This is a genomic window from Streptomyces sp. NPDC005181 (assembly GCF_040608395.1).
Lineage (GTDB): Bacteria > Actinomycetota > Actinomycetes > Streptomycetales > Streptomycetaceae > Streptomyces.
This window is the reverse complement of sequence record NZ_JBEXID010000007.1, coordinates 21,081-46,112: the sequence shown is the minus strand read 5'-3', so window position 1 is coordinate 46,112 and position 25,032 is coordinate 21,081. Positions and strand designations below refer to the sequence as shown.

Here is a 25,032-nt window from a genome sequence, read left to right as displayed (position 1 = left end):
TAGCAGCCTGCCCCCGCATCGCCAACAAGGAGATGTGAGATGACCGCAAGCAACGACGGACATGGCACGGGGCTCTGCGCGGGCCGTGTGGTGATCGTGACGGGGGCCGGGCGGGGGCTCGGCCGGGCCCATGCCCTCGCGTTCGCCGCCGAGGGGGCGAAGGTCGTGGTCAACGACCTGGGCGTCGGACTCGACGGGGCCGGCGGGGCGTCCCGCGGACCGGCCCGGCAGGTGGTCGACGAGATCGAGGCGGCGGGCGGCGCGGCAGTGGCCCACGGCGGTGACATCGCGACCGAGGCGGGCGCGGCCTCGCTGATCGGGGCCGCGCTGGACACCTACGGGAGGCTGGACACACTGGTCAACAACGCGGGTTTCCTGCGCGACCGGAGGCTCGTCAACCTGGACGAGGACGACTGGGACGCGGTGATGCGCGTCCACCTCAAGGGTCACTTCCTCACGCTGAAACACGCGGCGGCGCACTGGCGGGCCGAGACCAAGGCGGGCCGCACCTCCGTCGCCCGGGTCATCAACACCACCTCGGGTGCGGGCTTGCTCGGCAGCGTCGGCCAGGGCAACTACTCCGCCGCGAAAGCCGGCATCGTCGGCCTGACACTGGTCGCCGCGGCGGAGATGGGCCGGTACGGAGTCCAGGTCAACGCGATCGCCCCGGCGGCCCGCACCCGGATGACCGAGCAGACGTTCGCGGAGACGATGGCGGCGCCGGGGGAGGGGACGGGGGCGTTCGACGCGATGGCGCCCGAGAACGTGTCACCACTGGTGGTGTGGCTGGGCTCGGCCGCGAGCGACGGGGTGACCGGGCGGGTCTTCGAGGCGGAGGCGGGCCGGATCACGGTGATGGAGGGCTGGCGCCCGGGCCCTTCCGTGGACCGGGGCGCACGGTGGGCGCCCGTGGAGGCGGGGGAGGCCGCACGGAAGCTGCTGGCGGAGGCGGGGGAGGGGCGGCCGGTGTACGGGGTGCGGTGACGGGCGGAAAGGTGCCCGGCAACGGCGGGAGAACCAGCCCCTCCGGCGACCCGAGGAGCGGGGGTTACGGGGCAGCTCCCCTGGTGCCGGGAAGCGGCGGGCAGAGGACACCGCTCGACGCGGGCGCACCAACCCCACCGCCCACGCTCACGTGTTGCAGTCCAGCACCGTACGGCACAACCCGCACCGCGCCCGTACCCGGCCCCGCACCGGGACCCGGATGCGCTGGTGGCACGTCGGGCATGCGAAGGAGACCCGCAGTCCGTCCGGACCGCCCTCGAAGGTGTACGGAACACCGGGGGCCGCGGGGACGCCCGGATGGTCCTGGGCGTGCCGCCGGTCCTTCGCATAACGGTGGCGGCCCGCCCAGCCTGCCGCCAGGAGCGGCGGCTGCCGGGTGTCCCGCAGCGCCCGGTCCCGCCCTGCCGCGAACGCCTCGTAGGCCTGCGGGCTGGTGAACCACGGTGCGGGATCCTCGTCGAAGGCGAATGCCCGCTTGGCCAGGACGTATCCGAACTCCTCCGGGGTGAGGTAGCCGAGTTTCTGGCTGGACGTGGCGTCCTCCCGGAACGCGTCGAGCAGCAGCCAGCCCGCGCCCAGATACGTCGCCGCGGTGTCGGTGAGGATCTCGTTGTCGCGGGTACCGGGGAACTCCAGGCCGAGCCGGTGCAGCAGCACATGCATGACCTCGTGCGAGAGCGCGGCGCCGATGTCCCTGCGGTGGGTGCGGAAGCGGTCGTTGAGCTCGATGAAGTACTCGGGGCCCGCCGCCAGTTCGACACTCCCCGCATGCTCCATCGCCCGGAACGCGACGATCATGCGGGCGTCCGGCAGATGCAGGTGCTGGACCATCGCCCGCGCCACCCGCTGGGCGCCGAGATACAGATCGTCCTGGTCGGAGAAGGCGGCGTCGGCGGGCACGAGGCTCGGGGCGTAACTGCGGACACCGTCGTACGACAGCCTCCGGTACAGCGCGGTGATCGCGGACCGGACGGTGTCGAGATGAGGGAAGCCGTGCACCACCGGACTGTCGTTCGGCACGTCCGCACCCCCATCTGTGACGCTCAACCGGCCTCCACTGTAAGCGGATGCGGGCCGATCGGCGGCGAGGACGGGCGCGAGGACCGCCCGTGACGTTGGCCGAAAAGTGGACCTTGTGGGGTCTGTGATCGCTTCCCGATAATCCGGCTCATGCCCTTGTCGGGCACATGCCGATCCACCCCCCACGTACCCCCCACGCACCCCCCACGAAAGAAGGCACTTCGTTGAAGCAGCTTCTGCGCACCCTGAAAAGATGCTCCGTCATAGCCGCGGTGGTCCTCGCCGCCGTCAGCCTGCAGCCCGCCGGAGCGTCCGCCGCCCCGACGCCCGTCGTCGGCGGAACCCGCGCCGCCCAGGGTGAGTTCCCCTTCATGGTCCGGCTCTCCATGGGCTGTGGCGGCGCCCTCTACACCAAGAGCATCGTCCTCACCGCTGCGCACTGTGTGAACGGCTCGGGCAACAACACCTCCATCACCGCCACGGCCGGCGTCGTCGACCTGCAGTCCGCCGGCGCGATCAAGGTCAAGTCCACCAAGGTCCTGCAGGCCCCCGGCTACAACGGCATGGGCAAGGACTGGGCGCTGATCAAACTCGCCAAGCCCATCGACCTGCCCACCCTGAAGATCGCCACCAGCACCACGTACAACAACGGCACCTTCACCGTCGCCGGCTGGGGCGCCGCCACCGAGGGCGGCGGCCAGCAGCGCCACCTGCTGAAGGCCACTGTGCCGTTCGTCTCCGACGCCGACTGCCAGGACGCGTACGGCAGCGATCTCGTCCCCGGCGACGAGATCTGCGCCGGGTATTTCGACACCGGCGGTGTGGACACCTGCCAGGGTGACTCCGGCGGCCCCATGTTCCGCAAGGACAATGCCGGAGCCTGGATCCAGGTGGGCATCGTCAGCTGGGGCCAGGGCTGCGCCGAGCCCGGCTACCCCGGTGTGTACAGCGAGGTCTCGACCTTCGCCGCCAATATCGCCTCCGCGGCAGCCACGCTCTGACGCCGCACCCTCAGCTCCGAACTTCTCCGGGTGTGTCCGTGCGGACGGGCACACCCGGACCCAGCTCCGCATACGGTGCCCCCGCACCCTCCACCTCCAGCACCCACACCTCATTGGCGCCCACCCGCAGCACCGGACCCGGCACGTACAGCGTCCGCTGCGGGCCCGCCGACCAGTAGCGGCCCAGGCAGAAGCCGTTCACCCAGACGAACCCGCGTGTCCAGCACGGCAGTTCGAGGCCCGCATGATCGGTGTGACCCGGTTCCGTCAGCTCGAAAGACCCCCGGTACAGCCCGGAGCGCCCCTCCACGACATCCCCGAACGGCACCCCGGCCACGGCGCCCGGTACCTCGAACGCGGCCAGCCGCAGCGCCCTGGCCCGTACACCGTGCAGGTACTGCCGCTCGTGCAGCACCCCGCCCGTGATGCCCTTCGGCTCACCCAGCCGCGGCCCGTAGTTGACCCGGCCCAGCGACTCCACCCACAGTTCGACGGACGCAGGCCCGGCCACCGGCGCGTCGAGGGTGGCGCTCTCGTCGCTCAGTACGCCTTCCCGAACGCCGTTCACGTACACCACGGCCCGGTCCCGGAGCCCCGTCACACCCAGTGTGTACGGCTGCCGCGGACCCGGAACATCCACCTGATAGCGCACCAGGCCCCGGTCGACGCCCAACTCCTCGAACGTCGGCGGAACACCGGACTCCGCCGGTTCCGGGTCGCCCAGCGCCTCCAGCACGCCGGACAGCGGCACCCACCCGGTCAGCTCCGCCCGAACCGGCGCCGCGAGCCCGGCCGGCTCCGGCGGCAGATCAGGAAGCGGACCGTCCGCGAACTCGGCGAGGACCTCCCGGAACAGCCAGAACTTCTCCGTGGGCCGCCCGTACTCGTCGATCGGGGCGCCGTAGTCGTACGACGTCACCGTCGGCAGGAAATCCTCGTCCTGCAGCGAACCGGACCGGTTGGCCCCCGCCCAGCCCGCGAAATTCGTCCCCCCGTGCGCCATGTAGATGTTCACGGACGCCCCGCACTCCAGGATCTCCCGCAGCGCGTCGGCGGCCTGTGCCGGTTCCCGCACGACCGGCGGAGCACCCCAGTGCCCGAACCAGCCGCACCAGAACTCCATGCACATCAGCGGCCCCTTCGGCTGATGCCGGCGCAGCACCTCGAACGCCGCACGCGCCCCCGACCCGAAGTTCGCCGTGGCGAGCAGGCCCGGCACGGAACCGCCCGTCAGCATGTGGTCCTCCGGCCCGTCGGACGTGAACAGCGGCACACTCACCCCGTGCTCGCCCAGCATGTCCGCCAGCCGCTGCAGATAGACCCCGTCGGTGCCGTAGCTGCCGTACTCGTTCTCCACCTGGACCATGATCACCGGGCCGCCGCGGTCGATCTGGCGCTCCACCACCTGCGGCAGCAACTGCGCGAACCACCGCTCGACCGCCCCCAGATACCCGGCATCGCGGCTGCGCACACGCCGCCCGAACCGCCCCGTCACCCAGACCGGCAGCCCGCCGTTCTCCCACTCGGCGCAGATGTACGGACCCGGGCGGACGATCGCCCACAGCCCGGCCCGGTGCGCCGCGTCCAGGAACCGGCCGAGCGCCGCCACGTCCCGGAACACACCGGGCTCCGGCTCATGGACGTTCCACGGAACGTACGTCTCGACACAGTTCAGGCCCATGGCCCGAAGCATCGAAAGCCGGTGATCCCACTGCGCCTCGTGCACCCGGAAATAGTGCAGCGCCCCCGACAGCAGGCGTACGGGGTTCCCGTCGAGCCGGAAGTGGTCGTCCCCCACGGTGAAGTCAGCCATCGTGCTCGTACTCTCCTGTTGCGCCGGTCCCACCCCCGAAGCCGCGCGCCCCGAGGCCGCACGACGGTACGCACCACGGAGCGGGCGAACCCGGGAGGAATGCTGCATCCACCCTCGCCCCCTGGCGTGCGGCCGGTCCATGGACAAAGATCGCTGCTGTTTGGACACAATGCGCAGATCACCGAACCGACCCGGGCCGAGCGGAGGAAGGAAAGCCGATGTCGACGTACCACACCTGGATGCGCTTCTTCACGCCCAGCCCGCTCCACCACCGGCTGGGCCTCGTCTGCCTGGGAGTCGGCCTGCAGCACGGCGCGCTGCCCACCGTCGGCCCCCGCACCCTGGACCACCATGTGGCCGTCGTCATCAACTCGGGCAGCGGCTGGTTCGGCGGCCCCGATGGCCGCCGGATGCCCGTCACCGCCCCCAGCCTGATCTGGCTGACCCCCGGCACCCCGCACCACTACGGCGCAGACCCGGGCACCGGCTGGGACGAGAGCTTCGTCGACTTCACCGGCCCCGCCACCGCCACGTACACCGAACTCGGCTACATCGAACCGGACCGCCCGCTCGTCCCCCTCGCCGACACGGCGGGGCCGCGCGCTGCGGTGAGCCGGATCATCCGTGCGGCCCGACGCGGCAACCCGCTGCTGGAGGTCGAGACCGGCGCCGCCGTCCATGAACTCCTCGTCGCCCTGCGCCGGGCCCGCGCCGACGTCGGCCCCGACGGCGACCCGGTCCTGCAGGCCCTCGCCCGCGACGCGTTCCAGCCGCTCTCGGTCGCCGAACACGCCGCCCGGCACAACATGACACCCGCCGAACTGCGCACCGCGGTACGACGCGGCGCCGGCTGCAGCCCCAAGGACTACCTCCTGGGCATCCGGCTCGGCCGCGCCAAGGAACTCCTCGCCGCGACCGAACTGCCCGTCGCCGCGGTCGCCCGCCGCGTCGGCTACGACGACCCCGCCTACTTCTCCCGCCTGTTCGCCCGCCGTGTCGGCACCGCCCCGGTCCGCTTCCGCGAACAGCAGGGCCGCGCCGTGCCGGGCGGCTGGAGCGACACGATTCCCGACCCGGACCACCCACCGATGATCAGCCCGTAGCAGGGGCCCGGACCTGGCCGTCTAAGCTCGTCGACCATGACCACCAGCGACACCGACGAGTCCGTACGCGCGGAACTGAACCGGCTCCGCGAAAGCATCGACAACATCGACGCTGCTGTTGTCCACATGCTCGCCGAGCGCTTCAAATGCACCCAGCAGGTCGGCCATCTCAAGGCGAACCACAGACTGCCCCCGGCCGACCCCGCCCGCGAAGCCGAACAGATCGCCCGCCTGCGGCGCCTCGCGGAGAACGCGAAACTGGACCCGGCCTTCGCCGAGAAACTCCTCAACTTCATCATCGCTGAAGTGATCAGGCACCACGAGCGGATCGCCGGCGATCCTCCGGCCGGCGACGCGGTCCCCGAGGGATGACCCCTGGCGTCCGTCTGCAGCCCGCCGGCCTCCACTGATCGGGTGGCATTCCCCGCTGTGGCCGTCCCGGCGGGTAGGTCTTGGAGTGCCTGTCAGGCAACTCGGACATCGGACCGCAGGGAGACACGACCATGGCCCAAGGCACAGTGAAGTCCTTCGACGCGGATAAGGGGTACGGCTACATCGCAGCCGACGGCGGACAGGAAGTGTTCGTCCACTACAGCGCGATCGAGTCGGACGGTTACAGAACCCTGGACGCCGGGCAGAAGGTCCAATTCGAGGTCACGCAGGGCCAGAAGGGCCCGCAGGCGGATCGCGTCCGCAGCATCTGAAGCCGGCTCCGGATGTGGACGGGCCAGCAGAGGCCGGTCCGTCCGCGACGGCCGTCCACGACGGTTCCCCGGCCTCGTGGCGCTCGCCCACCGGGCGCGCAGAGCATCTGGCACTTGTGCTGACGGCTTTCGTCGCGTACGACAAGGAACTGACCGTCGCGGCTTCGAGCGGGACCTTCCCGTCGAGGCGCCCGGCGGCTGACCGCTTGCTCGGCAGGCCCCGGTCGGCGCATGTCCGGCCCGAGCCGCCCCCCCGGACCGCGATGGTTGGCGAGGACCGTGATGAGAAAGATCATCCTGATGCTGTCGGTGTCCCTCGACGGATTCATCGAGGGGCCGGACCGCGACATCGGCTGGCACCTGGTCGACGACGAGCTGCACAGTCATTTCAACGACCAACTCAGCGCGATGGGCGGCTTCCTGAGCGGTCGTGTCACCCATGAGCTGATGGCCGAGTTCTGGCCGACGGCCGACGCCGACCCCTCGAATGCCGGGCCGGTGGCGGAGTTCGCCGGTATCTGGCGGGACATGCCCAAGTTCGTTTTCTCCAGGACTCTGGAGCGGGCCGACTGGAACACCACCGTCGTGCGGGGCGTCGTCCCCGAGGAGATCCTGGCGCTCAAGGCGCAGCCGGGCGGGGATCTGGCCCTCGGCGGCGCCGATCTTGCCGCGGCCTTCAGGAAGCACGATCTGATCGACGAGTACCGCGTCTATGTTCATCCGGTCCTCATCGGCCGGGGCAAGCCACTGTTCCGGCCGACGGACGCGAAGAGCGATCTGCGACTCGCCGGGACCCGGAGCTTCGGCAACGGGGTCGTTCTGCTCCACTACCGGCGTCCCGAGGAGTGCGCTGCGGCAGGGCGATGATCTCCCGCACGGAGCTGCCCGGCCACGGCAGGCTCCGTCCGCGCGTCCGTCCGCGCGCTCAGGACGATGCGCGGGCCCGCACCCCGGTGAGCAGTACTTCGAGTACCTCGCGGAGTGTCGCCGTGAAGTCGAGCCGCATGGCCGCCAGTGCGGGATCGGCCTCGTAGGCCGCCAGCATCGCGGCCGACGGCTGTGAATGCGTCCACACCGCGCCGGTCACCATGACGGCCGCGCCGGCGAACCGCATCGCGGTGTCCTCGCTCAGCCCCGGCACGTGTCCGGCAACCAGCCGGGCCAGTACCCCGACATTCGTGATCGCTGTGCGCTTGTACTCCGCGGCCACCTGCGGGGAGACATTGCGTTCGAGCACCGCGGCCTGGGCGCTGATCAGATCGCACAGCACGGGGCGGGCCGCCAGCGACGTCGCGAGCGTGGCGGCCACCTGGTCGCCGCGCTCGGCCGGGGGCGCGTCGGCGTCGACCGCGGCGGTGAGTTCGGTGGCGAGCTGCTCCAGCCACTCCGTCGACGCGACGTCCAGCAGTTCGAGCAGCACCGCCTCGCGGGACTCGAAGTAGCGCAGCACGTTCGACTTCGCCAGGCCGACGCGCCGGCTCAGCTCGTTGAGGCTCACCTGCGCCACGGGCATCTCGGTCAGCATCGCTGCCGCCGTGTCCAGGATCGCCTGCCGGCGTACGGCTCGCTGCTCCTCGCTGCGTGCGCGTTGGAAGGGTGTCGACATGCCCCCAGCCTACAGACCCTCGGTCTGTTGTTATCGAACCAGCGGTCTGCTAGCTTGCGATGTAACGGACCGATGGTCTGTTGCGAAGTGTTCCGTACTGAACACCGAGGGAGCCACCATGTACGTCGTCCCCGAGCAGACCGGAAGGCTCGCCGTCGTCACCGGAGCCAACAGCGGCACCGGTAAGGAGGCCGCCCGCCGCCTCGCCGCCGCCGGCGCACGGGTCGTGATGGCCGTCCGTACGGTCGCCAAGGGAGAGCGGGCCCGCGCCGAGATCCTGGCGCAGCATCCGGACGCCTGGCTCGAAGTGCGCCGGATCGACCTGGCCGACCTGGCATCCGTCGAGGAGTTCGCCGACGGGCTGATCGCCGACGGCACCCCTCTGGACCTGCTCCTCAACAACGCCGGGGTGATGGCACCGCCCACCCGCATGACCACGGCCGACGGCTTCGAACTGCAGCTGGGCAGCAATTTCCTCGGCCCCTTCGCCCTGACGCTGAGGCTCCTGCCGCTGCTGCTCGCCGCCCCGGCGCCGCGCGTGGCCACCATGAGCAGCGGCACGGCCAACTACGGCCGGGTCCACTTCGAGGACCTGCAGTGGGAGCGCCGCCGCTACAGCCCCAACCTCGCCTACGCCCAGTCCAAGCTCGCCGACCTCATGCTGACCCGGCAGCTCGCCGACATCGCCGCCGAGCGCGGCTGGGGCCTGTTGAGCACCGGCGCGCACCCCGGCTACACCCGGACGAACCTCCAGACCGCCGGTGCAAGCCTGGGCCGCGGCAAGCCGTCGCGTCTGCACGCGCTGGTCGGTGCCATTGACTTTCTGCCCTCGCAAGGGGTCGAGCAGGGCGCCGAGCCGCTGCTGTATGCCGCGACCGACCCCGATGCCGTCGCGGGCGGCTACTACGGTCCGGGCGGACGATTCGGCCTGGTCGGCCCCACCGCCACCGCCCGGATCACCCGCAGGGCCCTCGACGCCGCGGCCAACGCTCGCCTGTGGTCCGAGGCCGAACGCCTCACCGGTGTCGCGCTGCCCGTCACCACCGTGTGATTCATCCCGGCGCGCGGGGTGGTCAGGGGGAGATCTCCTCCAGTGGCCGGTTGGCCGTCTCCTCGGCGAGGGCGCCCGCCACCACCGCGCCGACCAGCGCCACCGCACCGAGCATCACGAAGACCGCGGCGACGTTGTTCCCGGCGTTGTAGACCGCACCGACCAGGATCGGACCCAGAATCACGCCGAGGCGGTTGACCGCGCCGCCGACACTGCAGCCGAGGGCGCGCATCCGGGTCGGGTACAGCTCCGGTGTGTACAGGTACAGGCAGATGTTGGAGCCGAAGAAGCCGACGGCCGACAGCGAGGTCCAGATCAGGACCTGGGTGGGGGTGTGGGCGCCGAGCGCGGCCAGAGTCAGCAGAAGCGCGGCGGAGCCCCCCAGGAAGATCGCGAAGATCCTGCGGCGGCCGAGGGTGTCCACGGTGAGGGCCACCAGCAGGCAGCCGAGCAGTCCGGCGACCGAGGTGACCGTGGAGTAGAGCAGGGCGTCGGAGAGTGTGAGGCCGTACCCGTCCTTGTAGATGCTGGGCAGCCAGGACGTCACGCCGTAGTTGACGAAGTAGCCGGTGAACCAGATCGCGCCCACCACCAGGGTGCGGCGGCGGTAGCGGCCGGTGAACAGGGAGCGCAGACCGGTGGCGGTGCGCTCCGCGTCGGTGGCCGCTTTCGCCGCCGGGAACCCGGGAGGTGCCGGGGACCCGGGAGGCGCGGGGGAGTGGCGGACCGGCGGCGGCAGGGGTTCACCCGTTGCCGCCGACACCTTCGCCTCGATCTCGTCCATGACCGCCTCGGCCTCCGCCGTCCGTCCCCGGTCCGCCAGCCAGCGCGGCGACTCGGGAACCGTGCGCTGGACGAGGAACGCGAGCAGTCCGGGCACGGCCGCGACCGCGAACATCACGCGCCAGCCGGCCGCGGGCACCAGCCACGCGGCGGCCAGGGCGCCGACGGTCAGTCCGGCCGGGAAGACGAGTTCGTACAGCAGGACGAAGCGGCCCCGCTTGAAGCTCCGGGTGATTTCGCTGATGAACGCGGCGGCGACCGGCACCTCGCCGCCGATCGCGAGCCCCTGGACGAAGCGCAGCGCCAGGAACGGGGTGAGCGACGTGCAGGCGACGAGGGCGAGGCCGGCCAGCCCCGAGGCCGCCACGCAGTACGCGATCACCCGGACCCGGCCGAACCTGTCGGCCAGCCGGCCCGACAGCAGCGCGCCGATGAGCATGCCGACCGAGCCGACGGTGAGCACCGACGTGGCCTCGCCGTCGGTCAGGTGCCACTCCTGCCGGAGTTCGGGCAGTGCGTACGCGATCAGCAGCTGGTCGAACGCCTCGAAGAAGGTGACGACGCCGACAATGAGCCGGACGGTGATCTGCCAGCGAGAGGCCGGCAGCCGCTCGAAGCGAGCGGCTATGGCGTCACGGGCGGCGACGGCTTCGCTGGGGGCGGCGGTGGGCCGGGACATCCAGGGTTCCTCCTGCTCCGGGTGGGGGCGGAGCGGTTGGGGAGCCAGGTGTGGAGGAGAGCAGGGGGGTGTACGGGAACGGGCTGAGCGTACGGGGACGGGGTGGCGGTGTGGGGCTCGTGAGCTTGTGAGACCACCCACTGCCGCCGACTGCTCTCTAAGGTGCCTAGCTTCTTAGGGCTTAAGTTTTATCGGTCCGGGGGTGGAGGTCGTCAAGACCTCCAGGGCAAAAGAGTTTTTACCGAGAGGCCTTGCGATCAATTACTTAAGCGCTTAGATTTTTAGTCCTGAGGTAACCGTATCGACTGCAGGAGGCCAACTGATGCTTGCCGACGAAGTGTTGGTTGCCGGACAGTGGCGGCAGGGCCGCGGTGCCCCCATCGAGACCGTCGACCCCGCCACCGGCCAGGTCATCGCCACCGTGCACGCCGCATCCCTCGACGACGTCGAGGACGCCGTGACCGCCGCCGTCCACGCGGCCCACGACCCCGCCTGGCGTGAGCTGCCCGCCCATCTGCGGGCCCGGCTGCTGCACCGCATCGCCGACCTCGTCGAGCGCGACGCCGACCGGCTCTCCGCCCTGCAGACCGCCGACACCGGCAAGTGCCGCACCGAGACCCGCGCTCTCGTGCTCAGCGCCGCGGGCACCTTCCGCTACACCGCCGCCGCACTGGAGACCGCCGAGGACGCGATCACCCCGTCCCGCGGCCCGTACGTCACGATGAGCGTCCACGAGCCGATCGGCGTGGTCGGCGCGATCACCCCGTGGAACTCGCCCATCGCCAGCGACGCCCAGAAGCTCGCCCCCGCACTCGCCGCGGGCAACGCGGTCGTCCTCAAGCCCGCCGAGTGGACCCCGCTCGTCGCCCTCGCCCTCGGCCGCCTCGTCCACCAGGCACTGACCGAGGCTGCACTGCCCGCCGCACTGCTCTCCGTGCTGCCCGGCCGCGGCAGCGTCATCGGCGACGCGATCGTCCGACACCCGGCCGTCGGGAAGATCACCTTCACCGGAGGTACGAACACCGGCCGCACTCTCGCGCACGCCGCCGCCGACAAGCTGATCCCCGTATCACTGGAGCTCGGCGGCAAGTCGCCGACGATCGTCTTCGACGACGCCGACCTCGAGCAGGCCCTGGCAGGCGTCATGTACGGCGTCTTCTCCTCCAGCGGTCAGAGCTGCATCGCCGGGTCGCGGCTCTTCGTCGCCCGCTCGCGGTACGACGAATTCGTCGGCGAACTCGTCGCCCGCACCGAGAAGCTGCGCGTCGGACCCGGCACCGACCCGGACACCCAGGTCGCTCCGCTCGTCCACCACAAGCACCGCGACAGTGTCGCCGCCTACGTCGACCTGGCCCGCGAGGAAGGCGCCACCGTCCGGTGCGGGGGAGCGGCCCCCGTGGGCGACGCCTACCGCGACGGCGCCTACTACCTGCCCACCGTCCTCGACGGCCTCCCCAACACCGCCAGGGTCTGCCAGGAAGAGATCTTCGGACCCGTACTCGTCGCCCTGCCCTTCGACGACGAGGACGACCTCGTCGCCCAGGCCAACGACAGCGTGTACGGCCTCGCCTGCGGACTGTGGACCCGGGACCACGCCAAGGCCTGGCGGGTCGCCCGCCGTATCGACGCCGGAACGGTCTGGATCAACACGTACAAGCAGTTCAGCATCTCCACCCCGTTCGGCGGGCTGAAGGACAGCGGCATCGGCACCGAGAAGGGCCGCGACCTGATCCGCGGCTACCAGCGGCAGAAGTCCCTCTACTGGGGCACCGGCACCACGCCGCTGCCCTGGGCCGCCAACTGATGCCGACAGACGAGGAGCCGGAGAACCACATGACTCACGAGAACCGCGGGGCGTACGAGAACCTCCACACCCGCCCCACCGCCGTCCCGCTCGAACCCGTCGCCCGGCTGCGCGCCCTGCGCTCCGTCGAGCTGCACACCCCCGCCTTCACCGAGTCCACCGACTTCTACACCGAGGTGTGGGGCCTGGAACCCGTCGAGCAGGACCGCGACGCCGCGTGGCTGCGCGGCGCCGGCGAAGAACACCACGTCCTCGCTCTCACCCGCGGCGAACGCAACGGCCTCGGCCGCATCACCTTCGCCGTGGCCACCCCCGCCGAGATCGACGAGGCCGCCCGCCGCCTCCTCGCCAGGGGCATCGTCCCCGTCGCCGGTCCCGGCCCCCTCGACCAGGTCGGCGGCGGATACGGCCTCCGCTTCACCGACCCCGAGGGCCGGCTCATCGAACTCAGTGCCCAGACACACGCCGTCACCCCGCGCGGCCGGGACGCCGCCGTCCCCGTCGGCGTCACCCACACCGTCCTCAACACCACCGACATCGACGCCGCCGTCGCCTTCTACACCTCGGTCCTCGGTCTGCGCGTCTCCGACTGGTCCGAGCACCAGATGGCCTTCCTGCGCTGCAACGCCGACCACCACTGCATCGCCTTCAACCAGGCCGCATGGGCGTCGCTGAACCACGTCGCGTACGAGATGACATCGGTGGACCACTTCATGCGCGGCCTCGGCCGGCTCCGCCACCACGGCATCAACCCCCAGTGGGGGCCCGGCCGGCACGGACCCGGCAACAACACCTTCTCGTACTTCACCGACCCCGCCGGACTCGTCTGCGAATACACCTCTGAGGTCGCCCAGATCGTCGAGGACGCCTGGATCGCCAAGGTCTGGCGGCGCACCCCCGACCTCTCCGACCTGTGGGGGACAGCAGGTCCGCCGTCCCAGAAGATCCGCTGCCACATGGCGGGCGAACCCGACCCCGGGCCACTGGCCCCCGCCACCGACGAGGTGTCCGCATGACCGCCACCACCACCCGCCCCACTCCCGTCGCCCGCCCCGCCCGCCCCGCGCGACGCATCGGACTCGTCGGCTGGGGAGCCATCGGCCGTGTCGTCGGCACCGCCCTCGCCGAAGGTCGCATTCCCGGCGCCGAACTGACCTGCATCGTCGACAACCGGCCCCTCGTCGACGCCCCCGCGCCCCAGCTGTCCTTCGAGGACGCCCTCAGCGTCTGCGACCTCATCGTCGAAGCCGCCGGCCAGGCCGTCGTACGGGAATGGGCCGAGCGGGTCCTCGACAGCGGCGCCGACCTGCTGATCGCCTCCACCGGAGCACTCGTCGACCCCGAACTCGTCGACCGGCTGCGCACAGCTGGCCCCGGACGTGTCTACTTCACCGGCGGCGCCGTCGGCGGACTCGACCTCCTGCAGGCCGTCACGGGGCTGGGCGCCCTCACCTCCGTACGCCTGACCACCACCAAACTGCCCGCCACCCTCCACCAGCCGTGGATGGACCCCGAGCTCACCGAACGGCTGCGGACCACCACCGAACCGGTGGAAGTGATGCGCGGCACCGCCCGCGACGTCCCGGTGAAGTTCCCCAAGTCGACCAACGTCGCCGCCTCCGTGGCACTCGCGACCGGCGACCCCGACCTCGTCGAGGTCGTCGTCGTCGCCGACCCGGCCGCCACCCTCACCCGGCACGTCATCGAGGCGGACGGCCCGCACGGCACGTACCGCTTCGAAGTCGCCCACCGGCCCGACGCCACGAACCCCGCCACCAGCCAGGTCGTGCCGCACGCCGTACTGCGCAGCCTCGCAGCCGTCGTCGGGCGGGCAGGACAGATCCTGTGACCGCCACCCTCACCACCGAGGCCGTCCACACCCAGGAGGCCGGGAACCCCGACGCACCGCTGCTGCTCTGCCTGCACGGCATCGGCTCCTCCTCCGCCGCCTTTGCCCCGCAACTGGCCGCACTCTCCGACCAGGTACGGGTCGTCGCCTGGGACGCCCCCGGGTACGCCGCCTCCGCCGACCCCGGCGGGGCTCCCGGCCTGGACGGCTACGCGGACACCGCGGCCGCGCTGATCCGTGACCGCGGCGGCCGCGCCCATGTGCTCGGCGTCTCCTGGGGCGGCGTCATCGCCCTGCGCCTTGCCGCCCGCCACCCCGACCTCGTCGAGTCCCTGATCGTCGCCGACTCCAGCCGCGGCTCCGGTATCCACCCGGACAAGGCAGCCGCCATGCGCGCCCGCGCGGCACAGCTCGCCGCCGAAGGCCCGGACGCCTTCGCCGCCGCCCGCGGCCCGCGCCTGGTCTCCGCCGATGCCCCCGCCGAACTCGTCGAACGGGTCGTGGCAACCATGGCCGCCTCCATCCGTACCCCCGGATACGGGTACGCCGCCGAGTCGATGGCCGGGACCGACCTCACCGACGACCTGCCCACCATCACCGCACCGGCCCTCGTCCTCTGCGGCGAACAGGACACCGTCACCGGAACCGAGGAATCCCAAGCCATCGCGGGCGGCCTCACCAAGTCCGTGTACGTCACCCTCTCCGGCGCCGGACACCTCTCCAACCAGGAACGGCCCGAGGCCTTCAACGCCTGGGTCCGCGCCCACCTCCACGTCGTCGCCCGCACCCCCGCGTGACGACGGCCCGCCCCCACCCGCACCAACGAACCGAGGAGCAACCCGTGCCCATCGACAACACCCCCTACGAGACCGACGGCGACCTCGCGAAGTACACCGACTCCCTCATCGCCACCAAGGACTCCCGCGAGCCCGACTGGAACACCCTCTCCTTCCAGGCGAAGGCCGGCGACCAGTACAAGCGTGCCCAGATCCGCTACGTCGGCTCCGGCGCCACGGGCAACCACGAGAACGACAACCGCATCATCCCGCCCGGCGGCTTCACCTTCTCCAACATGCTGCTGCCGCCCGGCGCCGAGGGCCCCGAGCACACCCACCACGACGTCGAGGAAGCCTTCTTCGTCCTGGAGGGCCAGGTCAGGGTCGGCATCCACCGCGGCGCCGACGAGGCCGAGTACCGCACCCTCGGCTACCGCGACATGATCGTCGTGCCCGCCGGAGTGGCCCGCTCGCTGAAGAACGAGGGCGACACCGACGCCCTGTTCTGCGTCATCATCGGCACCCGGAAGCCGCAGGTCCCGACGTACCCCGAGCACTCCCCGATGCACGGCATCACCCGCGACTGATGGCCGCCGACGACACCTCCCGTACAGTGGACGGCTCTCGTACGGTCGTCGTCACCGGCGCCGGCCGCGGCCTTGGACTGGCCGCGGCCCGCCGGATCGGCCGCGACGGCTACCGCGTCGTCATCGCCGAACTCGACGAACAGACCGGCAAACAGGCCGCCGACGACCTGCGCGCCGACGGCATCACCGCGGACTTCCACCCGCTCGACGTCGCCGACCCGGACTCCGTCGACGCCCTCGCCACCACCCTCGCCGACGACGGCACCAGGCTCCACGGCCTGGTCAACAACGCCGGTCTGGCCAACGCGGTCGGCGGCAAACCGTTCCACGAGATCGACGTGGAGGCGTGGGACCGCATCATGACGGTCAACGCCCGCGGCCCCTGGCTCGTCGCCCGCGCGCTCCTCCCGCTCATGAAGGCGGGCGGCAGCGGCCGGATCGTCAACCTCGCCTCGGACGCCGCGCTGTACGGGTCACCCCGCCTCGCCCACTACATCGCCTCCAAGGGTGCCGTCATCTCCCTGACCCGGGCCATGGCCCGCGAGACCGGAGACTTCGGCATCACCGTCAACGCGGTCGCCCCCGGACTGACCGAGGGGGAGTCCTCCGTCGACATCCCCGCCGAACGGCACGAGCTGTACCGGCTGAACCGGGCGATCTCCCGGCCCCAGCAACCGGCGGACCTGGTCGGCCTGATCGCCTTCCTCGTCGGCGACGAGTCCGGCTACATCACCGGCCAGACCTTCGCCGTCAACGGCGGCTTCACCATGCACTGACCCCACGGGCACACCGCCGCACCGGACCACCCCCCACGGGGCCCCGGTGCGGCAGCCGCCCGGGACACCCCCCTCACACCAAGGAGTACGAGATGGACCTCGGCCTCGCCGACCGCAGCATCCTCGTCACCGGCGGCAGCTCCGGCGTCGGCCTCGCCACGGTCCGCATGCTGCTCGCCGAAGGCGCCCGCGTCGCCACCTGCGGCCGCCACGCCGACGCCCTCACCACCGCCCTCGACGGACTCGCCGGACCCGACCGGCTCCACCACGCCCCCTGCGACGTACGCGACGAAGCGGCAGTCAAAGCCTTCACCGAAGAAGCCGCCGACCGCTTCGGCGGCCTCGACGGACTCGTCAACAACGCCGGCGCCTCCCGGATGAAACCCTTCGCCGAGACCACCGCCGACGACTGGCGCGACGAACTCGAACTCAAATTCTTCGGCGTCCTCAACCCCCTCCACGCCGCCCTGCCCCACCTGCGCAAGTCCGGCAACGCCTCCGTCGTCAACATCAACGCCGTACTCGCCAAACAGCCCGAGACCCGGCTCATGACCACCAGCGCCGCCCGCGCCGGCATCCTCAACCTCTCGACGTCCCTGTCCAAGGAACTCGCCCCCGACGGCATCCGCGTCAACTCCGTCTGCCTCGGCCTCATCGACACCGGACAGTGGGAGCGCCGCTACGCAGCATCCGGCACCCCCCTCGACTACCCCGCCTGGCAGGCCGAACTCGCCGCCGACCGGGGCATCGCACTCGGCCGCCTCGGCAACGCCGACGAAGTCGCGTACGCCGTCACCACCCTTCTCTCCCCCCGGGCCTCGTACATCACCGGCACCACCGTCGACGTCTGCGGCGGCGTCAACCGCGCCATCGCATAACGCCCACCCCCACCCCGTACACGTACCTCAGGAGCGCAACGACATGACCCAACCCAACGGCGGCGACCTGCTCGTCGAGACGCTGCGCGGACTCGGCGTCGACACGGTGTTCGGCATCGTCAGCGTGCACAACCTGCCGCTCGTCGAAGCCGTGGACCGCGACCTGCGCTTCGTCCCCGTCCGCCACGAAGCCGCCGCAGTCAACGCAGCCGACGGATACGCCCGCGCCACCGGACGCCTCGGCTGCGCCCTCACCAGCACCGGCACCGGAGCAGGCAACGCAGCCGGCTCCCTCATCGAGTCCCTCAGCTCCGGCACCCCGGTACTCCACATCACCGGGCAGATCGACAGCGAATACCTCGGCTCAGGACGCGGCTTCATCCACGAGACCAAGGACCAGCTCGGCATGCTGCGCGCGGTCTCCACCCACGCCGTCACCGTCACCGACGCCGCCGACGCGGGCGACATCCTGCGCGACGCCGCCGCCCGCGCCCTCACCGCCCCGCACGGCCCCGTCAGCGTCGAATGGCCCATCGACCTGCAGTTCGCCCCCCAGCAGCTGACCGGCACCCCCGTACCCGTCAGCGCACCCCCGGCCCTGCCCGCCCCGGCACTTCTCGACCAGGCCGCCGCCCTCCTCGCCGCCGCACAGCGCCCCCTCGTCTGGGCCGGCGGCGGAGCCAACAGCGCCCGCCCCGAACTCGCCGCACTCCTCGACGCCCTGAACGCCGGACTCGTCACCTCCAACTCCGGCCGCGGCTCCGTCCCCGAGTCCGACGAACGCGTCCTCGGCAACTACGCCACCGCCCCCGCCGGACGCGCCCTCCTCGCCGAAGCCGACGTGCTGCTCTCCATCGGCACCCACTTCCGCTCCAACGAGACCGCCGACTACAGCCTCGAACTGCCCGCGGCGCACATCCAGCTGGCCCTCGACCCGGCCGCCCCCGGCCGCGTCTACCCCGCCACCTGCGCCCTGCACGGCGACGCGGCCGCCGTCCTCACCGCCCTCCTCGCACGCATCAGCAGCAGGGGTACGGAGACGGGCTGGCCCGCCCGCGTACGCAAGGCCCGTCACGACGCCCGCAGCGCACAGCGCCACGCGATCGGCCCGCAGGCCGCCATCAACGACGCGATCCGCGACGCCTGCCCGCCCGCATCCGTCATCGCACGCGACGTCACCATCCCCTCCTCCACCTGGGGAAACCGGCTCCTGGAAATCACCGACCCGGCGACCAACGTCTTCCCCCGCGGCGGCGGCATCGGACAAGGACTCGCCATGGGCATCGGCGCCGCACTCGGCCGCCCCGGCACCCCCACCGTCGTCATCGCAGGCGACGGCGGCCTCGCCGTCCACCTCGGCGAACTCCTCACCCTCGCCCAGGAGAGGCCCCGCCTCACCCTCCTCGTCTTCAACGACGGAGGCTACGGCGTCCTGCGCAACATGCAGGACACCCACTTCCCCCGCCGCTCCGGAGTCGACCTCACCACCCCCGACTTCGCCGGGCTCGCCGCCGCTGTCGGACTCCCGTACGCCCGGATCGCCACCGAGGCCGACGCCGGCCCCGTCATCAAGGAAGCCACCGCCTCCGACGGGCCCACCCTCGTCGAGATCGACCTCGCCGCACTCGGCCCGATGAACACCCCGTTCACCTCGCCCGTCAAGCTCCCCTCGACCGCCACCGGACAGGGAGGCGACCCGCGATGACCACCACCGGACAAGAACCCCAGCTCGACCTGCTCGTCCACCGCATGACCTGGGAAGCCGACGGCGTCCTCGGCATCGAACTCACCCACCCGGACGGCACCCCCCTCCCCGCCTGGGCCCCCGGCGCCCACATCGACGTACACGCCGGCGGCCACATCCGCCAGTACTCCCTGTGCTCCGACCCCGCCGACCCCACCCACTGGCGCATCGGCATCCTCAAGAAACCCGTATCCCGCGGTGGCTCCGCCCACCTCCACACCCAGCTGCGGCCCGGCCAGACCCTCCGCGTCCAAGGCCCCCGCAACCACTTCGAACTCGACGCCGACAACAACGCCGGAAGCCTCCTCTTCATCGCAGGCGGTATCGGCATCACCCCGATCCTCGCCATGGCCCGCGAAGCGGCCCGCCGCGCCGTCCCGTGGCGCCTCGTCCACGGCGGCCGCACCCGCGCCTCCATGGCCTTCGGCGCCGAACTCACCGCACTCGCCGAACGCTCCGGCGGATCAGTCGAGTTCGTCCCCCAGGACGAGCAGGGCCACCTCGACCTCGACGCCCTCCTCGGCGACCTCCCCGCAGACACCCAGGTCTACTCCTGCGGACCGGAACCCCTCCTCGCCGCCGTCGAGGAACGCTGCCCCACCGCCCGCACGGAACGCTTCGCCGCCCCTACGGCAGCCCCCCGTGACGGAGAGGACACCGGCTTCGACGTCATCTGCTCCCGCACCGGAACCACCGTCCAGGTCGGCCCCGACACCTCCGTCCTGGACGCACTGGAAGGCGCCGGAATCTCCGTACCCTCCTCCTGCCGCGACGGCATCTGCGGCACCTGCGAGACCAAAGTCCTCGAAGGCACCCCCGACCACCGGGACTTCCTGCTCTCCGACAGCGAGAAGGCCGCCGGCGCCTCGATGATGCTCTGCGTCTCCCGCGCCTGCACCCCGCGCCTCGTCCTCGACCTCTGAACCACCCCCGAAGGGAGCCGACATGACCACCCCGCAGTACCTCAACCCCCACCAGGCACGCACCGCCGACCCCACCCCGTACGAGAAGAAGCTCGCCGCAGTGATCGAGGACGTCTTCGGCGGCGGCGCCCACGACCTGCCCGGCCTCGTCGCCGGACTCAACGCCCGCGACCTGCCCGCCCCCGACGGCAACCCGTGGACCGAGGACACCTTCCGCACCGAGATGCGACGACTGGGAGCGTGAAACGACCATGACCACCGACACCGCAGCACACACGGGCGAAGCCACCCGGCCCTCCGAAGTCGCCCGCCCCGGCAACCGCACCGCCGACCGCCTCTTCACCACCGGAATACGCAACCAGTGGTACGCCGTCTGCCCCTCGGACCGTGTCCCCGCCGGCGGCATGAAGCGCCTCACCCTCCTCGGCGAGGAATGGCTCCTCTTCCGTCGCGCCGACGGCACGCTCCACATGCTGGAGGACCGCTGCCCCCACCGCGGCGCCCGCCTCTCGCTCGGCAAACACCTCGGCGACCGCATCGCCTGCTGGTACCACGGCGTCCAGGTCGACGGCACCGGCACCGTCGCCGCCGTACCCGGCCTGCCCGGCTGCAACCTCGAAGGCAAACAGCTCGTCGCCGCACCCCATGTCATCGAGACCGGCGGCGCGATCCTCGCCTACTTCGGCGACAACCAGCACCCCGAACCGGCCCCCCTCGTCCTGCCGGAACAGCTCACCGACCCCGGCGTCACGGCCTTCCTCTGCTACGCGGAATGGAACGTCAACTGGCGCTACGCCGTCGAGAACCTCCTCGACCCCATGCACGGATCGTTCCTGCACCGCGACTCGCACAGCATGTCCGAAGGGCAGACCACCGCCCGCTTCCGGATCCGTGAGACCGAACGCGGCTTCTTCTTCGAGAAGACCGACCAGAGCGGTGTGAACTTCGACTGGGTCGAACTCTGCCGCACCGGCGTCGACTGGGTCGACCTGACCATCCCGTACCCGTCCACCGCCGGCCCCGGCGGCCCGTTCGGCATCGTCGGCATGGCCACCCCCATCGACGAGGACCGCTGCGCCGTCTTCTTCTGGCGCTACCGCCGCGTCACGGACTGGCAGCGCGACACCTGGCGCTTCCTCTACAGGACCGTGCTGGAGGACCGACACTGGGACGTCCTCGAACAGGACCGGATCATGCTCGAAGAACTCCGCAGCGACGCCGACCAGGCGGAGAACCTGTACCAGCACGACCTGGGCGTCGTCCGCGTCCGCCGCATGTACCGCACGGAGGCAGAGGCCCAGGCCCAGGCCCAGGCGCCCACGACCGGCTGAGCCGCCCCGCACACAAAAATGTCCTCGATCGCCGGACGGGCTTGATTCCCAAGCCCGTCCGGCGATCGAGGTTCACGCACGGGCCCGGCCGAGCAATCTCGAGCCCGTCCCGCAAATCAAGCCTGTCCCGCGTTTGAGGACAAAGCGGCTACCGGGCGACCCCGGCCCTACCCCTCCTCGCCGGCCCCCTCCTCCGCCGCCAGCACAGACCGCTCCAACTTCTCCAACAGCCGCGCCAACTGCCGACACTCCGCAGGAGTAAGCCCCGCCAGCATCCGCCGCTCGTTCTCCAGATGCTCCGAGAACAACTCGTCGATCGTCGACAGCCCCTCGTCCGTCAACCGCGAATGCACCACCCGACGGTCCTGCGGATCCCGCTCCCGCAGAATCAGCCCGTCCTTCTCCAGCCGGTCGATCCGCAACGTCACTCCCGCCGAACTGACCAGCCCCGAATCCGCCAGCTCACCCGCCGTACGACGGAACGGCGCACCCGCCCTGCGCAACGCGGTCAGCACATCGAACCCCGCCATCGACAGACCCTTGCGCTCCACCGGCCGCGAAATCGCCGCGCTGTACCGCAAGAACGCCCGATGCAGCCGGCCGAACACCTCCAGCGGAGCCGTATCCAGATCCGGCCGCTCCCGCCGCCAGTCCTCGACGATCGACGCCACCGCATCCTGCCGCGTCGCGGAAGTCGTCTTCTTCGCCATCCCGGGCACCCTCCGTGCAGGAACACAATGGGTAAGAATCTTAGCCCTCAAAGGCCCCCGCAGCCTCGCAGCACCCACCTGCACGGCACCCCGCCCACCGCGCACTCCGCCCCGCGAGAACCCCACTGCGCACGTCCCACGTCATGCGGCAGCATGGATCCATGTCCGTACTGACGCGCAGCGAAGCGCAGACCCGAGCCCAGTTCCTCGACGTACACCGGTACACGATCGACCTCGATCTGACCACGGGTGAGGGCACCTTCGACTCCCGCACCGTCATCCAGTTCACCGCCCTGGCGGCCGGAGACACCTTCGTCGAACTCAAGCCCGCCACCCTGCGCTCCATCAGCCTCGACGGACACCCTCTCGACCCCGCCGGCCTCACCGAGAACCGGTACCCCCTCACCGCACTCACCGCCGGCCCGCACGAACTGCGCATCGACGCCGCCATGCACTACTCCCGCACCGGCGAAGGCATGCACCGCTTCACCGACCCCACCGACGGCGAAACGTACCTGTACACCCAGCTCTTCATGGAAGACGTCCAACGCGTCTTCGCCGCATTCGACCAGCCCGACCTCAAATCCGTCTTCGCTCTCACCGTCACCGCCCCCGCAAGCTGGACCGTCCTCGGCAACTGCATCGCCGAACACACCGGCAAGGGCCGGTGGACCATCGCCCCCACACCACTGATCTCCACCTACCTCGTCGCCGTCGCCGCAGGTCCCTGGCACTCCGTCACCACCCAGCATGCCGGACTGCCCTTCGGCGTCCACTGCCGCCGCTCCCTCGCCCCTCACCTCGACGCCGACGCCGACGAAATCCTCGACATCACCCGCGCCTGCTTCGACCGTTACCACGAAAAATTCGACGAGCCCTACCCCTTCGACTCCTACGACCAGGCATTCGTCCCCGAATTCAACGCGGGCGCCATGGAGAACCCCGGCCTCGTCACCTTCCGCGACGAATTCATCTACCGCTCAGCCGTCACCGACACCGAACGCCAGACCCGCGCCATGGTCATCTCCCACGAAATGGCCCACATGTGGTTCGGCGACCTCGTGACCCTCGCCTGGTGGGACGACATCTGGCTCAACGAGTCCTTCGCCGAGTGCATGGGCTACCAGACCCTCACCGAAGCCACCCGCTTCACCGACACCTGGGTCGACTTCGGCGTAGCCCGCAAGGGCTTGGGATACGACGCCGACCAACGCCCCTCCACCCACCCCGTCGCCCCCGACCCCGCCGCCGTCCCCGACACCGCATCCGCCATGCTCAACTTCGACGGCATCTCCTACGCCAAGGGCGCATCCGCCCTGCGCCAACTCGTCACCTGGCTCGGCGAAAAAGAGTTCCTCACCGGCATCAACACCCACTTCGCCCGACACAAATTCGCCAACGCCACCCTCGCCGACTTCATCGACAACCTCGCCTCCGCCACCGACCGCAACGTCCACGCCTGGGCCGAACAATGGCTCCGCACCACCGGCGTCGACACCCTCACCCCCCACGTCGACGAATCGGACGGCGCCTGGTCCCTCACCATCGACCAGCACGGCCACCGCCCCCACCGCATCGCCGTCGGCGCCTACGACCATGCCCTCGACACCCAGTCGGGACCCGACCGCCTCATCCTGCGCGACCGCTTCGAGCTGGACGTCCCCCACAACAACACCGCCAAGATCCACCCCGGCCGCCGCCCCGCCCTCATCGTCCCCAACGACAACGACCTCACCTACGCCAAGGTCCGCCTCGACCCCGAATCCTGGAACACCGCCCTACACACCCTCTCCGGCATCCCCGACGCCCTCACCCGAGCCGTCATCTGGAACACCGCCCGCGACATGGTCCGCGACGGTGAACTCCACCCCACCACCTACCTCCGCACGGCCCGCACCCACCTCCCGCACGAGACCGACCTCGCCCTCGTCCAAGGCGTCCTCACCTTCGCCGACACCCAGATCACCCGCCGCTACACCACCCCCGACGACCGCCCCGCCGCCCATGCCACTCTCACGGACCTCTGCCGCGACCTCATCCGCCGCACCGAGGACGGCACGAACCCCGGACTCCGCCTCACCGCAGTACGCCACCTCATCGACGCCGCCACCCAGCCCGACACCATCCAGGACTGGCTCACCAACGGCAGCGTCCCCGGCGGCCCCGAACTCGACCCCGAACTCCGCTGGCGCATCCTCACCCGCCTCGCCGTCCTCGGCGCCACCGACGAAACCGCCATCGCCACCGAACTCGAGAACGACCCCAGCGCCACCGGACAGGAAGGCGCCGCCCGCTGCCGCGCCGCCCTCCCCACCCCCGAAGCCAAAGCCACCGCCTGGCACAGCCTCTTCAACGACGACACTCTCTCCAACTACCTCTTCACCGCCACCGCCCAGGGCTTCTGGCAACCCGAACAGGCCTACCTCGTCCACACCTACGTCCCCCGCTACTACCCCGAAGCCACCGCACTCGCCGCCCGCCGCGGCCCCGCCATCGCCGAAGCCGCAGGCCGCTACGCCTTCCCCCACTACGCCATCGACACCGACAACCTCCGGCGCGGCGAACAAGCGCTGAACGACCCCACCCTCATCCCCGCCCTCCACCGCAAACTGACCGACCAGATCGACGACCTGCGCCGGGCCCTCGCCGTACGCAACGCCCACTGAGCCACCCCACCGACACCCCCCACAACCCCACACACCGCAGCACCCGTGCCCGGCGCCACCCCCACCTCAGGGGGAGACACCGGGCACACCCATACCACCGGCACCCCCACCAAGCCCCCCACCCCCCACCACCCATCCCCCATTCGAGTTCAGATCACCACGCTCACCGGCCGCGCCACCAGAAACCCGGACAAGCTGGCATGTCCACACGCGCGCACCCGAA

General features: G+C 70.9%; 24 protein-coding genes. 19 read left to right on the top strand and 5 right to left on the bottom strand.

All coding sequences use genetic code 11. The features are described from left to right. Positions 1-39: 39 nt before the first annotated feature. Positions 40-984, top strand: a complete 945-nt coding sequence (locus tag ABZV38_RS07100) for an SDR family oxidoreductase (protein ID WP_356325393.1) — start codon at positions 40-42, stop codon at positions 982-984. 147 nt (positions 985-1,131) lie between these two features. On the opposite strand, the gene ABZV38_RS07095 is transcribed toward ABZV38_RS07100, so the two are convergent. Further along, complete coding sequence (locus ABZV38_RS07095; protein WP_356325391.1) at positions 1,132-2,052, bottom strand: hypothetical protein; 921 nt, start codon at positions 2,050-2,052, stop codon at positions 1,132-1,134. A 197-nt stretch (positions 2,053-2,249) separates the two neighbouring features. Between ABZV38_RS07095 and ABZV38_RS07090 the strand changes: the two genes are divergently transcribed. Then, positions 2,250-3,026 carry a serine protease gene (locus tag ABZV38_RS07090; protein ID WP_356325390.1) on the top strand — a complete coding sequence of 259 codons (777 nt, stop codon included), beginning with the start codon at positions 2,250-2,252 and terminating at the stop codon, positions 3,024-3,026. Positions 3,027-3,036: 10 nt separating this feature from the next. On the opposite strand, the gene ABZV38_RS07085 is transcribed toward ABZV38_RS07090, so the two are convergent. Then, the gene (locus ABZV38_RS07085) at positions 3,037-4,839 is read right to left on the bottom strand and encodes a beta-galactosidase family protein (protein ID WP_356325388.1); all 1,803 of its coding nucleotides are present in this window, start codon (positions 4,837-4,839) and stop codon (positions 3,037-3,039) included. A 218-nt stretch (positions 4,840-5,057) separates the two neighbouring features. Here ABZV38_RS07085 and ABZV38_RS07080 point away from each other — a divergent pair, with 218 nt between their 5' ends. The 4 genes from ABZV38_RS07080 (at position 5,058) to ABZV38_RS07065 (ending at position 7,513) form a co-directional block, all read left to right on the top strand. Beyond that, on the top strand, positions 5,058-5,942 hold the full coding sequence (locus ABZV38_RS07080; protein ID WP_356325386.1) for an AraC family transcriptional regulator: 885 nt from the start codon (positions 5,058-5,060) through the stop codon (positions 5,940-5,942). Between the two features lie 36 nt (positions 5,943-5,978). Then, positions 5,979-6,314 (top strand): chorismate mutase, encoded by a 336-nt coding sequence (locus tag ABZV38_RS07075; RefSeq protein WP_356325384.1) that lies wholly within the window; start codon positions 5,979-5,981, stop codon positions 6,312-6,314. 131 nt (positions 6,315-6,445) lie between these two features. Continuing rightward, on the top strand, positions 6,446-6,646 hold the full coding sequence (locus ABZV38_RS07070; protein WP_356325382.1) for a cold shock domain-containing protein: 201 nt from the start codon (positions 6,446-6,448) through the stop codon (positions 6,644-6,646). 282 nt (positions 6,647-6,928) lie between these two features. Beyond that, entirely contained in the window at positions 6,929-7,513 is a 585-nt protein-coding gene (locus ABZV38_RS07065; protein WP_356325380.1) for a dihydrofolate reductase family protein, read from the top strand. Positions 7,514-7,571: 58 nt separating this feature from the next. Here the strand turns inward: ABZV38_RS07065 and ABZV38_RS07060 are convergent, their stop codons facing one another. Then, entirely contained in the window at positions 7,572-8,252 is a 681-nt protein-coding gene (locus ABZV38_RS07060; protein ID WP_356325378.1) for a TetR family transcriptional regulator, read from the bottom strand. 118 nt (positions 8,253-8,370) lie between these two features. Between ABZV38_RS07060 and ABZV38_RS07055 the strand changes: the two genes are divergently transcribed. Next, positions 8,371-9,303 (top strand): SDR family oxidoreductase, encoded by a 933-nt coding sequence (locus ABZV38_RS07055; RefSeq protein ID WP_356325376.1) that lies wholly within the window; start codon positions 8,371-8,373, stop codon positions 9,301-9,303. Between the two features lie 22 nt (positions 9,304-9,325). Here ABZV38_RS07055 and ABZV38_RS07050 read toward each other — a convergent pair whose 3' ends face one another. After that, complete coding sequence (locus ABZV38_RS07050) at positions 9,326-10,765, bottom strand: MFS transporter (RefSeq protein WP_356325374.1); 1,440 nt, start codon at positions 10,763-10,765, stop codon at positions 9,326-9,328. Positions 10,766-11,087: 322 nt separating this feature from the next. Between ABZV38_RS07050 and ABZV38_RS07045 the strand changes: the two genes are divergently transcribed. The 11 genes from ABZV38_RS07045 to ABZV38_RS06995 all read left to right on the top strand — a co-directional run bounded on the left by ABZV38_RS07045 (position 11,088) and on the right by ABZV38_RS06995 (position 21,433). Then, positions 11,088-12,569 (top strand): aldehyde dehydrogenase, encoded by a 1,482-nt coding sequence (locus tag ABZV38_RS07045; RefSeq protein ID WP_356325371.1) that lies wholly within the window; start codon positions 11,088-11,090, stop codon positions 12,567-12,569. Between the two features lie 29 nt (positions 12,570-12,598). Further along, entirely contained in the window at positions 12,599-13,585 is a 987-nt protein-coding gene (locus ABZV38_RS07040; protein ID WP_356325369.1) for a VOC family protein, read from the top strand. Next, entirely contained in the window at positions 13,582-14,418 is an 837-nt protein-coding gene (locus ABZV38_RS07035) for an aspartate dehydrogenase domain-containing protein (RefSeq protein ID WP_356325367.1), read from the top strand. Before ABZV38_RS07040 ends, ABZV38_RS07035 begins: the two co-directional genes overlap by 4 nt. Next, positions 14,415-15,215, top strand: coding sequence for an alpha/beta hydrolase (locus ABZV38_RS07030; RefSeq protein WP_356325365.1), 801 nt, complete (start codon positions 14,415-14,417; stop codon positions 15,213-15,215). Before ABZV38_RS07035 ends, ABZV38_RS07030 begins: the two co-directional genes overlap by 4 nt. Before the next feature lie 50 nt (positions 15,216-15,265). After that, positions 15,266-15,781: a cupin domain-containing protein gene (locus ABZV38_RS07025; protein WP_356325643.1), complete on the top strand. Its 516-nt coding sequence runs from the start codon at positions 15,266-15,268 to the stop codon at positions 15,779-15,781. After that, entirely contained in the window at positions 15,781-16,557 is a 777-nt protein-coding gene (locus tag ABZV38_RS07020) for a 3-oxoacyl-ACP reductase family protein (protein WP_356325363.1), read from the top strand. The genes ABZV38_RS07025 and ABZV38_RS07020 overlap by 1 nt, the downstream gene beginning before the upstream one ends. Before the next feature lie 92 nt (positions 16,558-16,649). Beyond that, positions 16,650-17,435, top strand: coding sequence for an SDR family oxidoreductase (locus ABZV38_RS07015; RefSeq protein ID WP_356325361.1), 786 nt, complete (start codon positions 16,650-16,652; stop codon positions 17,433-17,435). A gap of 43 nt (positions 17,436-17,478) precedes the next feature. Continuing rightward, entirely contained in the window at positions 17,479-19,140 is a 1,662-nt protein-coding gene (locus tag ABZV38_RS07010) for a thiamine pyrophosphate-binding protein (RefSeq protein WP_356325359.1), read from the top strand. Then, complete coding sequence (locus ABZV38_RS07005) at positions 19,137-20,102, top strand: PDR/VanB family oxidoreductase (RefSeq protein ID WP_356325357.1); 966 nt, start codon at positions 19,137-19,139, stop codon at positions 20,100-20,102. Before ABZV38_RS07010 ends, ABZV38_RS07005 begins: the two co-directional genes overlap by 4 nt. A 22-nt stretch (positions 20,103-20,124) precedes the next feature. Then, positions 20,125-20,346: a recombinase-like helix-turn-helix domain-containing protein gene (locus ABZV38_RS07000; RefSeq protein ID WP_356325355.1), complete on the top strand. Its 222-nt coding sequence runs from the start codon at positions 20,125-20,127 to the stop codon at positions 20,344-20,346. A gap of 7 nt (positions 20,347-20,353) precedes the next feature. Next, the gene (locus ABZV38_RS06995; RefSeq protein WP_356325353.1) at positions 20,354-21,433 is read left to right on the top strand and encodes an aromatic ring-hydroxylating dioxygenase subunit alpha; all 1,080 of its coding nucleotides are present in this window, start codon (positions 20,354-20,356) and stop codon (positions 21,431-21,433) included. Positions 21,434-21,600: 167 nt separating this feature from the next. On the opposite strand, the gene ABZV38_RS06990 is transcribed toward ABZV38_RS06995, so the two are convergent. Then, positions 21,601-22,143: a MarR family transcriptional regulator gene (locus ABZV38_RS06990; protein ID WP_356325351.1), complete on the bottom strand. Its 543-nt coding sequence runs from the start codon at positions 22,141-22,143 to the stop codon at positions 21,601-21,603. Between the two features lie 161 nt (positions 22,144-22,304). Here ABZV38_RS06990 and pepN point away from each other — a divergent pair, with 161 nt between their 5' ends. Beyond that, positions 22,305-24,809, top strand: coding sequence for an aminopeptidase N (gene pepN, locus ABZV38_RS06985; RefSeq protein ID WP_356325349.1), 2,505 nt, complete (start codon positions 22,305-22,307; stop codon positions 24,807-24,809). Positions 24,810-25,032: the final 223 nt, after the last annotated feature.